The sequence below is a fragment of the Aeromonas sp. QDB30 genome, from assembly GCF_027707645.1.
In the GTDB taxonomy this organism is placed as follows: Bacteria; Pseudomonadota; Gammaproteobacteria; order Enterobacterales; family Aeromonadaceae; genus Aeromonas; species Aeromonas caviae.
The window spans coordinates 1-12,602 of the sequence record NZ_JAPCIY010000055.1 but is presented as its reverse complement, the minus strand read 5'-3'; the positions used below and the strand labels follow the sequence as shown (position 1 = coordinate 12,602).

7 protein-coding genes and 1 pseudogene are annotated in these 12,602 nt (G+C 62.1%); 6 read left to right on the top strand and 2 right to left on the bottom strand.

Features of this window, described 5'->3' with window-relative positions; all coding sequences use genetic code 11:
• Positions 1-39: 39 nt before the first annotated feature.
• Positions 40-1,386, bottom strand: a complete 1,347-nt coding sequence (locus tag PG896_RS15230) for a Na+/H+ antiporter NhaC family protein (RefSeq protein ID WP_270835882.1) — start codon at positions 1,384-1,386, stop codon at positions 40-42.
• Positions 1,387-1,702: 316 nt separating this feature from the next.
• Here PG896_RS15230 and dapB point away from each other — a divergent pair, with 316 nt between their 5' ends.
• From dapB to PG896_RS15200, 6 genes are all read left to right on the top strand, one after another.
• Positions 1,703-2,515: a 4-hydroxy-tetrahydrodipicolinate reductase gene (dapB, locus tag PG896_RS15225; RefSeq protein WP_010675190.1), complete on the top strand. Its 813-nt coding sequence runs from the start codon at positions 1,703-1,705 to the stop codon at positions 2,513-2,515.
• A 659-nt stretch (positions 2,516-3,174) separates the two neighbouring features.
• The gene (gene carA / locus PG896_RS15220; protein ID WP_113977424.1) at positions 3,175-4,311 is read left to right on the top strand and encodes a glutamine-hydrolyzing carbamoyl-phosphate synthase small subunit; all 1,137 of its coding nucleotides are present in this window, start codon (positions 3,175-3,177) and stop codon (positions 4,309-4,311) included.
• 16 nt (positions 4,312-4,327) lie between these two features.
• Positions 4,328-7,552 (top strand): carbamoyl-phosphate synthase large subunit, encoded by a 3,225-nt coding sequence (gene carB, locus PG896_RS15215; RefSeq protein ID WP_041213100.1) that lies wholly within the window; start codon positions 4,328-4,330, stop codon positions 7,550-7,552.
• 503 nt (positions 7,553-8,055) lie between these two features.
• Entirely contained in the window at positions 8,056-9,714 is a 1,659-nt protein-coding gene (gene leuA / locus PG896_RS15210; RefSeq protein ID WP_171865004.1) for a 2-isopropylmalate synthase, read from the top strand.
• 244 nt (positions 9,715-9,958) lie between these two features.
• Positions 9,959-10,864 (top strand): GGDEF domain-containing protein, encoded by a 906-nt coding sequence (locus PG896_RS15205; RefSeq protein ID WP_050485241.1) that lies wholly within the window; start codon positions 9,959-9,961, stop codon positions 10,862-10,864.
• 145 nt (positions 10,865-11,009) lie between these two features.
• Positions 11,010-12,173: a DUF1615 domain-containing protein gene (locus PG896_RS15200; protein WP_270835881.1), complete on the top strand. Its 1,164-nt coding sequence runs from the start codon at positions 11,010-11,012 to the stop codon at positions 12,171-12,173.
• A 69-nt stretch (positions 12,174-12,242) separates the two neighbouring features.
• Here the strand turns inward: PG896_RS15200 and PG896_RS21220 are convergent.
• Positions 12,243-12,527, bottom strand: a pseudogene (locus PG896_RS21220) (nuclease); the annotation flags it as partial.
• Positions 12,528-12,602 lie beyond the last annotated feature (75 nt).

The window sequence follows — 12,602 nt, the reverse complement described above, 5'->3', positions numbered from 1 at the left end:
TGGCGGGGCCGCCAGCCGGGCGGCCCCTGAGGTCGGGTGTCAGGAACGGTGGGGGGCGGGAGCCACTGCGCCCATCTGGTGCTTGAGGAAGACGGCCACGATGGCGGCCAGTGCCAGCGCCATGGGGTAGAAGCTCATGCTCACGACCAGGATCGGCGAGAGGGCGAAGATGGAACCCAGCAGCAGCGCCTGGGCGCCCCAGGGAATCAGCCCCTGCACCACGCAGGAGAAGATGTCCAGCATGGAGGCGGCGCGGCGCGGGGTGACCCCGTGATGGTCTGCCAGATCCCTGGCCACCTTGCTCGCGACTATGATGGCCACGGTGTTGTTGGCGGTGCACAGGTTGGTGAGGCTCACCACGCCGGCGATGCCGAGCTCGGCCGCCTTCTCGTTCTGCTCGCCATCGTGGTGGCGGGTGAAGCGGGCAATCAGGGCGGCGATGCGCTCACTTATCCATGCGAGCCCCCCTTGGCGTTCCATCAGGGCACCCAGACCGCCGATGAGCATGGAGAGCAGGAAGATCTCCTGCATGCTGGTGAAGCCTTGATAGATGTCCTTGCTGAACTGGCCGAGGGAGTAGCTGCCAAGCAGCCCCACGCCACCGGCCGCCAGGATGCCAAGCCCCAGTACCATGAAGACGTTCATGCCAGAGAGGGCCAGCACCAGGATCAGCAGATAGGGGGCGACCTTGAGCAAGTCCGCTTCGGCGGTGGGGGCCGGCGCTTCACCGGTGGAGCCCAGCACCAGATAGAGCAGGATCACCAGCACGGCGGCGGGGGCGGCAATCTTGATGTTCTCGCGAAACTTGTCCTTCATCTCGCAGCCCTGGCTGCGGGTGGCGGCGATGGTGGTGTCTGAGATGATGGAGAGGTTGTCCCCGAACATGGCGCCGGAGAGGATGGTCCCCGCCATCAGCATCGGATCGATGCCGGCGGCCTGGGCGACGCCCAGCGCCACCGGTGCCACGGCGCCGATGGTGCCCATGGAGGTACCCATGGCGGTGGCAATGAAGGCAGAGATGAGGAAGAGCCCCGGCAGCAGGCACCAGCCCGGAATGAGGGAGAGGCCGAGGGCGACCGTGGCATCCACCCCGCCGGTGGCCTTGGCCACGGTGGCGAAGGCGCCCGCCAGCAGATAGATGAGGCACATGGCCATGATGTTGCTCTCGCCCACCCCCTTGAAGAAGGTCTCAAGGTTCTTGTTGAAGCCCTCCTTGCCCAGCATCAGCGCCAGCATGACGGCGGGCAGGGCGGCAACGGGGGCGGGGAGCTGGTAGAAGGCGAACTCGACCCCCTGCAGGGTCAGCCAGGTACCGGTACCGATGAAGAGGGCAAGAAAGACCAGAAGGGGCAGCAGGGCTCTGGCACGGGGTTGGGTCTGGATCATGTGTTCCTCGAAACTTGAACAATGACCTCCTGTCGTTGCCTGTGGCGCCTCCAGGGCGGGCACAGGGCGGGCATCCTGCCACCATGGGGGGCCAACAGTAGTGAGTCGGCCCGCCCGGGTCAAGATAGCCGTCCAGATGGATAGGGCTTTTTACTTCGAGATTCTGACTTGCCTGGTTATTCCGTTATTTATTCTGTTTTTAATGAATATATCGTTTAAATGTCGGGTTGGTTTAGCGGGCCAGATCGGGCTTTTCAAAGGGGACGCGGGCTGGTAAAACGGTCTCTTTCCATAATAAAGAGATGAGAGGGTGGAGATGGACAATCCGATCCGTGTGGCCGTGATGGGCTGTAATGGTCGTATGGGCAAGGTGCTGCTGGAGGCTATCGCCAACGCCGAGGGCGTGGTGGTGGGAGCGGCGCTGGAACGACCGGGCTCTGCCGTGATCGGTCTGGATGCGGGTGAACTCAACGGCCTGGGGCGCCTTGGCGTCATCATCAGCGACAGTCTTGAGAAGGTGAAGGACGAATTCGATCTCATCATCGACTTCACCCGCCCCGAGGTGACCCTGGCGAACCTGGCCTTTGCACTGGCTCATGGCAAGCAGATGGTGATCGGCACCACCGGCTTTGACGAGGCGGGCAAGGCGGCCCTGCACGAGGCCGGCAAGCAGATCGGCATCGTCTTCGCCTCCAACTACTCGGTCGGGGTCAACCTGGTGTTCAAGCTGCTGGAGCAGGCGGCCAGGGTGATGGGGGAGTACACCGACATCGAGATCATCGAGGGGCACCACAGACACAAGGTGGATGCTCCGTCCGGCACCGCGCTCTCCATGGGAGAAGTGGTGGCGAAAACCCTGGGCCGGGATCTGAAAGAGTGCGCCGTCTATGGCCGTGAGGGGATCACCGGTGAACGGGATCGGAACACCATCGGCTTTGCCACCATCCGCGCCGGAGATCTGGTGGGGGAGCACACCGTCATGTTTGCCGACATCGGCGAGCGGGTCGAGATCAGCCACAAGGCTTCCAGCCGTCTGACCTTCGCCAACGGTGCAGTGCGGGCGGGCAAGTGGCTCGGCCAGCAAGGGGCCGGTCTCTATGACATGCAGGATGTGCTCGGTCTGAAATAAACCGTCTTCAGGGGGAGTGCAGACTCCCGTACTGGTTGCCAAACCCCGGTCCGCCGGGGTTTTTTGTCACTTTTTTGTAGAAATAAGCCTTAATCATCACTTTTTGAGTGAACCTCGCTAAATCCTGCCATTCTTACAAGCCCGCCACCCTCTTGCGACAAAAATGTCATCAAGGGGTAACGGCTTTGGGTCTCAATATTCCCCTGCGGGGGGCATTTTGCCCTGATGTGAAATAGACTAAAAATGCAATCAAAGAAAAACGTTTTCTATTATTGGTGTTCATTTTTCTGGCTTAAAATGGTGTTTTTGCTGTTGTGTTGTTTATTTTTTAATTTTATATCTTGCTGTTTATTAAGTGGTAAATCTGGTTTTTTGTACGTTGCACGGCATCGGGTGCCGCTTTGTTGTCTGTGTTTGGCTTTTCTTTTTGAAGAGGGGGTTGCAAAGCAATCGAGTGCATAGATAATGGGTAATGTTGCTTGTTTATTGAATTTAGATGCATTTCAAACGAGAAAAGACGTTGAAATGAGATCGTTTTTAAGTAGAATGCGCCCAATTTGCCAGAAATCTGCCGGGTTCGAGTCCTGTCAAAGACCGGAACCGAGCCCGCAACACCCAGGTAAATTGCTGAATTTAAAGCTAAATAACTGGAGGTTGTCTTGAATCACACTGCATTGCTAGTGCTGGAAGATGGAACTGTGTTCAAAGGCGTGTCGATAGGCGCCGAGGGATGTTCCGTTGGTGAAGTGGTTTTCAACACGTCGATGACGGGTTATCAGGAAATCCTCACAGATCCCTCCTATTCCCGTCAGATCGTTACCCTCACTTACCCCCATATAGGCAACACCGGCACCAACAGCGAAGATGAAGAGTCCAGTCAGGTCCATGCTCAGGGCCTCATCATCCGGGACCTTCCGATACTGGCCTCCAACTTCCGCAATCAGCAATCCCTCTCCGATTACCTCAAGTCCCACAACATCGTTGGCATCGCCGACATCGACACCCGCAAGCTGACCCGCATCCTGCGTGAAAAAGGCGCCCAGGCCGGTTGCATCCTGGCCGGCAAGCAGCTCGATGAAGCCCATGCCCTCGAACAGGCCCGCGCCTTCCCCGGTTTGAAGGGGATGGACCTGGCCAAGGAAGTGACCGTGAGCGAATCCTACAGCTGGACCGAAGGTAGCTGGCAGCTCGGCAAGGGTCACGTCACCCCGGCGGCCGATGAGCTGAAATACCACGTGGTGGCCTACGACTTCGGCGTGAAGCGCAACATCCTGCGCATGCTGGTGGACCGTGGCTGCCGCCTGACCGTGGTGCCGGCCAAGACCCCGGCCGCCGAGGTACTGGCGATGAACCCGGATGGCATCTTCCTCTCCAACGGCCCCGGCGACCCCGAGCCGTGCGACTACGCCATCGACGCTATCAAGGCTTTCCTTGATACCAGCACCCCGGTGTTCGGTATCTGCCTGGGCCACCAGTTGCTGGGCCTGGCCTCCGGCGCCAAGACCATCAAGATGAAGTTCGGCCACCACGGTGCCAACCACCCGGTGAAGAGTCTGGACGACAACACCGTGATGATCACCGCCCAGAACCACGGCTTTGCGGTGGACGAGCAGACCCTGCCCGAGTGCCTGCGTGCCACCCACGTCTCCCTGTTCGATGGGTCGCTCCAGGGCATCCATCGCACCGACCGTCCGGCCTTCAGCTTCCAGGGTCACCCCGAAGCGAGCCCGGGCCCGCACGATTGTGCCGGTCTGTTCGACCACTTTATTGAATTGATTAAGCAGTATCGCGCCTAAGAGGATAAAGAGAGCCATGCCAAAACGTAACGACCTACAGAGCATCCTGATCCTCGGCGCCGGCCCCATCGTCATCGGTCAGGCCTGCGAATTCGACTACTCCGGCGCCCAGGCGTGCAAGGCCCTGAAAGAAGAGGGCTACCGCGTCATCCTGGTGAACTCCAACCCGGCCACCATCATGACCGACCCGGAGATGGCCGACGCCACCTACATCGAGCCCATCACCTGGGAAGTGGTGCGCGAGATCATCAAGAAAGAGCGCCCGGACGCCATCCTGCCCACCATGGGTGGCCAGACTGCGCTGAACTGCGCCCTGGCGCTGGAGCAGCATGGCGTGCTCAAGGAGTTCGGTGTCGAGATGATCGGCGCCACCGCCGACGCCATCGACAAGGCCGAGGATCGCTCCCGCTTTGACAAGGCCATGCGCAGCATCGGTCTCGAGTGCCCCCGTGCCGGCATCGCCCACAACATGGAAGAGGCCTGGGGTGTGCAGCAGATGGTAGGCTTCCCCTGCATCATCCGTCCCTCCTTTACCATGGGTGGCTCGGGCGGCGGCATCGCCTACAACACCGAAGAGTTCGTGGAGATCTGCGAGCGCGGTCTGGATCTCTCCCCGACCAAGGAGCTGCTCATCGACGAGTCGCTCATCGGCTGGAAAGAGTACGAGATGGAAGTGGTGCGGGATCGCAACGACAACTGCATCATCGTCTGCGCCATCGAAAACTTCGACCCCATGGGCATCCACACCGGTGACTCCATCACGGTCGCGCCAGCCCAGACGCTGACCGACAAGGAGTACCAGATCATGCGCAACGCCTCCATGGCGGTGCTGCGCGAGATCGGCGTCGAGACCGGCGGCTCCAACGTTCAGTTCGGCATCAACCCCAAAGACGGCCGCATGGTCATCATCGAGATGAACCCGCGGGTGTCGCGCTCCTCTGCGCTGGCCTCCAAGGCGACCGGCTTCCCCATCGCCAAGATCGCCGCCAAGCTCGCCATCGGTTACACCCTGGACGAGCTGATGAACGACATCACCGGTGGTCGTACCCCGGCCTCCTTCGAGCCGGCCATCGACTACGTGGTGACCAAGGTGCCGCGCTTCAACTTCGAGAAGTTTGCCGGCGCCAACGACCGTCTGACCACCCAGATGAAGTCCGTGGGTGAAGTGATGGCCATCGGCCGCAACTTCCAGGAGTCCCTGCACAAGGCCCTGCGTGGTCTCGAGACCGGCAAGACCGGCTTCGACCCCATGGTTGACCTGAACGCCCCCGACTCCCTGACCCGCATCCGTCACGAGCTGCAGGATGCTGGTGCCGAGCGCATCTTCTACATCGCCGACGCCTTCCGCGCCGGCCTCTCCATGGACGGCGTGTTCAAGCTGACCAAGATTGACCCCTGGTTCCTGGTGCAGATTGAAGAGCTGGTGAAACTGGAAGAGCAGGTGAAAGAGCGCGGCATGGCCGGTCTCGACGCCGACTTCCTGCGCGCCCTCAAGCGCAAAGGCTTTGCCGACGCCCGTCTGGCCAAGATCCTAGGCGTGGCCGAAGGTGAAGTGCGTAAATTGCGTGCCCGCCACAATATCTTCCCGGTCTACAAGCGGGTCGATACCTGCGCGGCCGAATTCGCCACCAACACCGCCTACATGTACTCCAGCTACGACGAAGAGTGCGAGGCCAACCCCACCAACCGCGACAAGATCATGGTCATCGGTGGCGGCCCGAACCGTATCGGTCAGGGCATCGAGTTCGACTATTGCTGCGTACACGCGGCCCTGGCCCTGCGCGAAGACGGCTACGAGACCATCATGGTCAACTGCAACCCTGAGACCGTCTCCACCGACTACGACACCTCCGACCGCCTCTACTTCGAGCCGGTGACCCTGGAAGACGTGCTGGAAATCGTGCGGGTCGAGCAGCCCAAGGGCGTCATCGTCCAGTACGGTGGCCAGACTCCGCTGAAACTGGCGCGGGCATTGGAAGCCAACGGCGTGCCGGTGATTGGTACCAGCCCGGATGCCATCGACCGCGCGGAAGACCGCGAGCGCTTCCAGTCCGCCGTTGAGCGTCTGGGGCTCAAGCAGCCGGAAAACGGCACCGTCACCGCCCTGGAGCAGGCCGTGCAACTGGCCACGCGCATCACCTACCCGCTGGTGGTTCGCCCCTCCTACGTGCTGGGTGGCCGCGCCATGGAAATCGTCTATGACGAGCAGGACCTGCGCCGCTACTTCGCCGAGGCAGTGAGCGTCTCCAACGAGTCGCCGGTGCTGCTGGACCGCTTCCTGGACGACGCCACCGAGGTGGACGTGGACGCCATCTGCGACGGTACCGATGTGGTTATCGGCGGCATCATGGAGCACATCGAACAGGCCGGTATCCACTCCGGTGACTCCGCCTGCTCCCTGCCGCCCTACACCCTGTCCAAGGCCATCCAGGACGAGATGCGCGAGCAGGTGCGCAAGCTGGCGCTGGAACTCGGCGTGGTCGGTCTGATGAACGTGCAGTTCGCGGTGAAAGACAACGAGATCTACCTCATCGAGGTGAACCCCCGTGCCGCCCGTACCGTGCCCTTCGTCTCCAAGGCCACCGGTGCCCCGCTGGCGAAGATCGCCGCCCGCGTCATGGCCGGTCAGAGCCTGAAAGAACAGGGCTTCACCACCGAGATCATCCCGCCCTACTACTCGGTGAAGGAAGTGGTATTGCCGTTCGCCAAGTTCCCGGGTGTGGACCCGCTGCTGGGGCCGGAAATGCGCTCCACCGGTGAAGTCATGGGGGTGGGCAGCAGCTTCGCCGAGGCCTATGCCAAGGCGCAGCTGGGTGCCGGTCACCAGGTTCCGAGCGAAGGTCGCGCCCTCTTGTCCGTTCGCCACGGCGACAAGGAGCGGGTGGTCAACCTGGCCGCCAAGCTGCTGGAGCTGGGTTATGACCTCGACGCCACCCACGGCACCGCCGTGACCTTGGGCGAGGCGAGCATCAACCCGCGTCTGGTGAACAAGGTGCACGAGGGTCGTCCGCACATTCTGGATCGCATCAAGAATGGCGAGTACACCTATATCGTCAACACCGCCGAGGGTCGTCAGGCCATCGAGGACTCCAAGCAGCTGCGCCGTGGCGCCCTGCAGCACAAGGTGGCCTACACCACCACGCTGCACGCGGCCTTCGCCACCTGCATGGCCATCAGTGTCGATGCCACCGCCAATGTGAACTCGGTGCAGGAGCTGCACGAGAAGGTGAACAACCGCTAAGAGCACCGGCAGCACGCTGCCCGCTCGATGCACGCAAACCCCGCCAGCAATGGCGGGGTTTTTTATTGCCTGCGCCCTGCCACTTCCGGGGGGGCGCCAGCAAAGAAGATGGGTGAGATGGCGAATAATCCATCAGGGGTGGTGAGACTCACCCCCTTATTAGACATTCACTGCATCCATATTGCTTAATTGACATGAAATGGTGCAATCTTCGCAATCTCTCGCCCCCACGACCTCCCTATACTGGGTGCTCATACAAACAAGGTCGTCTGCGCCGACACATCGAAAGGTGGCGTGCGAGAGGATCAGCGCCCGCAGCCCGATCCGGCTGCCGTGGCCGGCCCCGGTGACCGACGGGGGCCGCAGGAAAACCGGTCGCGGGGTTACCGCCGCGCGACTCGTCAGGGACGGTGTTACCGCACCAACCCGCTTCCCCTCCTTGCCCCACCCGCCTGTCGGCCCGGTCGTCCGGCGCCTCGCCCATCCGTCAAGGGAATCTGAATATGAGCTTCGATCATCGCAAATACCGCCGTGCCCCCGTGATCAACCTGGCGGATCGCCAGTGGCCCAACCGGGTACTGGAGCGGGCACCGCTCTGGTGCGCCGTGGACCTGCGCGATGGCAACCAGGCGCTGGTCGAGCCCATGACGGTGGCCCAGAAGCTGCAAATGTGGGCGCTGATGACCCACATCGGTTTCAAGCACATCGAGGTGGGCTTCCCGGCGGCCTCCCAGCCCGACTTCGATTTTGTGCGCGAACTCATCGAGCGCAACCTCATCCCCGATGACGTCACCATCCAGGTTCTGGTACAGGCGCGCGAAGATCTGATCGCCCGCACTTTCGAGGCCCTCAAGGGGGCGAAGCGGGCCATCGTCCACGTCTACAACTCGGTCAACCCGACCCAGCGCAACTATGTGTTCAACTCAGGCAAGGACGGGGTCAAGGCCATCGCCGTGCAGGGGGCGCGCTGGGTGCGGGAGTATGCGGCCCGCAATCCGGGCACCGAGTGGAGTTTCCAGTATTCCCCGGAGAGTTTCAGCAGTACCGAGGTGGAGTTCGCCGTCGAGGTGTGTGACGCCGTCATCGACGAATGGCGCGCCGCTGCCCGCCCGATGATCCTGAACCTCCCCGCCACGGTGGAGGTGAGCACCCCCAACGTGTTTGCGGATCAGGTGGAGTGGTTCTGCCGACACCTCAAGGCGCGACCCGAGGTGAGCATCTCCATCCACACCCACAACGACAGAGGCTGCGGGGTGGCCGCCGCCGAGCTGGCGGTGCTGGCGGGGGCGGATCGCATTGAGGGCACCCTGCTTGGCAACGGGGAGCGTACCGGCAACATGGACATCGTCACCATGGCCATGAACCTCTACAGCCAGGGGATTGACCCCGAGCTGGACCTGTCCGACATGGATGCCATCGTCGCCACCGTGGGGGCCTGCACCCAGATTGCCCTGCACCCGCGCCACCCCTATGCCGGCGAGCTGGTCTACACGGCGTTTTCCGGCAGCCACCAGGACGCCATCCGCAAGTCTCTCGCGGCAGAAAAACCGGATCATTACTGGGACGTGGCTTACCTGCCCATCGATCCTGCCGATCTCGGTCGCAGCTACGAGGCGGTGATCCGCATCAACAGCCAGTCCGGCAAGGGAGGGGTGACCTATCTGCTGGAACGTGACCTCGGTCTGCAACTGCCGCGCTGGCTGCAAATCGACTTCAGCCGCCGGGTGCAGGCCGAGGCTGAGGCGAGCAGCAGCGAAATCAGCCCGGAGCAGATCCGCGCCCTGTTCGAGCAGCACTATCTCGAGCCTGCCCACGGCTATCGCATCGGGCGCTTCCAGCTCGGTCATGACAGTCAGGAGAGCCTGCGCCTGGAGTTGCAGACCCCCCACGGCACCCTGCAACTGTGCGGTGAAGGGGAGGGAGCCATCACCGCCCTGGTCAACGGCTGGCAGCGTCAGACCGGCATGCACATCGATGTGCTGGATTACTCCGAGCATGCGCTCACCGCCGGCACCGAATCCCGCGCCGCCGCCTATGTGCTGCTGAGCGTCGAGGGCACCCGGATGTGTGGCGTCGCCGTCGGTCGCGACGTGGTCAACGCCTCCCTGCAGGCGGTGATCAACGGCGCCGCCCAGCATCAGGCCCTGCGCCAGAGCGCCTGAGGCGGCACTGCCCGCTTGCCGTGAGGACGAGCAGGGAAGGGCCGCCCGCCCCGATGTCACGGCAGATCGCGCCGTCCCCGTTGCAACAATCCCCTGACCCATATGGTGAGGGGATTGTTTTTTATGGAAAAATCGGCCCACAATATCAGTGATTTGCCACCAGGAATGCCGTCGGGGTTCGCTGGCGATGGCAGCCAACGGCTGCCATTCGGGATAGAAGACATGCGCGCTTGGAGCCCAAAACATGATGAAGACTCCCCTCAGGTTATCCGTTCACCCCGCCCGGTTCTTCTCGCTTCCTCCCTGCCGTCGTCTCGCGCTGGTGAGCCTGCCCTGTCTGTTGCTGCTGACGGGGATCCTGGCCGGGGCCAGTTTTGATCCCCTGGCGGAGCACAACCTCTATACCGTCGGGGCTCTGGCCGAAGCGCTCAACGTGTTGACCCTGCTGTTCATGTTCTGGGTGGTGCAGTGTGCCCAGATCACCTTGAAAACCTATCTCTCCCTCACCGGCGGGCTGACCCTCTGGCTCGTCTCCGGCGTCATCGATCTGATGGATGAGGCCTATTTCCAGCCCTGGTGGCTCTCCACGGTGGAAGACAGCCTGCGCACGATCGGCATGCTGGCCTCGGCCTGGGGTGTGCTGCTGATGGTGCAGCAGATGTATGGCACCCAGATGCGGCTCTCCTCTCTCGCCATGTCAGACGAGCTGACCGGGCTCTCCAATCGCCGGGCGTTTCGCGCCGTGCTGGAGGCGCACGGAGAGGAGGGGACGCCGCTCCTGCTGCTGGATCTCGATCACTTCAAGCTGATCAACGATCGCTATGGCCACGCCATCGGCGACAATGTACTGCGTGAATTCAGCACCCTGCTGCGCCAGCTCTGCCCATTGGATGGGGTGGTGGCACGCCTTGGGGGAGAGGAGTTTGCCATCTGGCTGCCCGGCATGACGGGCGACAAGGCCCGTGCGCTGGCGGAGCAGATAAGGTGCGCGACCGAAGAGCTGGTCTCAGGTGACGGGGTAAGATTCACCGTGAGCCTTGCCCTGGGTATCAGCCAGAGCGGGGAGGGGGTGGATGCTCTGCTCCAGCGCACCGATCTCGCCCTCTATCAGGCCAAGCACCTGGGACGCAACCGGGTGGAGCTGGCGTGATGACGCCAGGGAATGCCGCAGCCAGCGGGCCAGCAGGTTCATCCGCCTTCATCTTGTCAGACTTGTTCCCTACAATGTCCGCCTCCATGCATTCGAGCCCTCTCATTCGCGATGAGGGGCAGGTCCCGCTCTTCAGGAAGCCTTCATGATCCCCTCTCACTCCTTGTTTGATGCCCATTGGCGCTGGCTGTCACTGCTTTCCCTTGCCCTGCTGTCGGGTTGTGCCAGCGAGCCTCCCGCCCCGACCAGCCCGGCGACGCCGGCGGGGCGCCCCATTCCCAAGGCGATGCAGCCGCAAGAACCGGCCGACATGAAGAGCCGTATCGTGCGTTTCCTGCCGCGCAGCGTGGTGGACAAGCCGGGCTGGGCCAATGACGTGGTGACGGCGCTCACCACCCAGGGGCTGACGGTGAGCGATCACAACGTCTGCAGCGTGCTGGCGGTGGCGGAGCAGGAGGCGACCTATCAGGCGGACCCCGTGGTGCCCAACCTCAACAAGATTGCCTGGAAGGAGATCAATGCCCGGGCCGGCAAGCTGCTCATCCCCGAGTTCATGGTGCGCACGGCCCTCTCCATCCAATCCCCCACCGGCAAGAGCTATGCCGAGCGCATCGACAAACTTCGCACCGAGCGGGAGATGAGCGAGATCTTCGAAGACATGATAGGCAGCGTCCCCATGGGCAAGCAGCTCTTTGGCAATCTCAACCCGGTACGCACCGGCGGCCCCATGCAGGTGAGCGTCGCCTTTGCCGAAGCCAACGCCCGTGGGTACCCCTATCCCGTGAAGGAGTCCATTCGCCACGAGGTGTTCACTCGTCGCGGCGGCATCTGGTTTGGCACCAAACACATCTTCGGCTATCCCGCGGACTACCCGGATACCCTCTATCGCTTCGCCGACTTCAATGCGGGCTGGTACGCGAGCCGCAATGCGGCCTTCCAGGCGGCGGTAAGCCGGGTGAGTGGCAAGCCCCTGGCCCTGGACGGGGATCTCATCCGCTACGACTCGGATCTGCCCGGCAAGACCGAACTCGCGGTCCACAGCGTCGCCAGCCGCGTCAACATGAGCAAGCAGGCCATTCACCAGAGCCTGAAGCTCGGGGACAGCAGCGACTTTGCCAAAAGCGATCTCTACCACAGGGTCTTCGCCCTGGCCGACAAACAGGCCGGGACACGGCAACCCCGCGCCATCTTGCCCGGTATCCAGCTAAAGAGCCCCAAGATCACCCGCAACCTCACCACCGCCTGGTTTGCCAAGCGGGTGGATGAGCGCGAGCAGCGCTGCGTGCAGAAGATGGCAACGATCCGCTGATTTGCTGAAATAACAAAGGCGGCCAATTGGCCGCCTTTGTTTTATGCCTCCGTCGTTCAGCCTTCCCATCTACTTCATCAGCGCTCTGGTCCCCCTGCATGTGGGGAATTCATGGCATCCCCAGAACGGTTTTCCCTTGTTGTCACCTCTACCGGCAGTGCGCAATACCATGGTGCTGCCACATCTGGGGCAGATCGGGGGTGGATTGTCCGGTGGCGATACGCTCTGTGAGGGTGGGTTTGCAACTGATTGCCTGACAGGTTCGCGGGTGGAAACATGGTTGGCGGATGGGTCGGCATGACGAGTCTTGAGCTGGGTGACATGCTGTCTGTGAGTCTGCCAGTTGGCGGCAAGGTATCTATTCACCAGGACGGGGTTGACGGCATCAGTTCTGCCGGGATGGGATAATCTGTCTTCTCGATGCACGCC

Coding starts and splice junctions, on each gene's coding strand:
- PG896_RS15230 (WP_270835882.1), bottom strand. CDS start 1,386: ATGATCCAGACCCAACCCCGTGCCAGAGCCCTGCTGCCCCTTCTGGTC.
- PG896_RS15200 (WP_270835881.1), top strand. CDS start 11,010: ATGATCCCCTCTCACTCCTTGTTTGATGCCCATTGGCGCTGGCTGTCA.
- PG896_RS15205 (WP_050485241.1), top strand. CDS start 9,959: ATGATGAAGACTCCCCTCAGGTTATCCGTTCACCCCGCCCGGTTCTTC.
- carB (WP_041213100.1), top strand. CDS start 4,328: ATGCCAAAACGTAACGACCTACAGAGCATCCTGATCCTCGGCGCCGGC.
- leuA (WP_171865004.1), top strand. CDS start 8,056: ATGAGCTTCGATCATCGCAAATACCGCCGTGCCCCCGTGATCAACCTG.
- dapB (WP_010675190.1), top strand. CDS start 1,703: ATGGACAATCCGATCCGTGTGGCCGTGATGGGCTGTAATGGTCGTATG.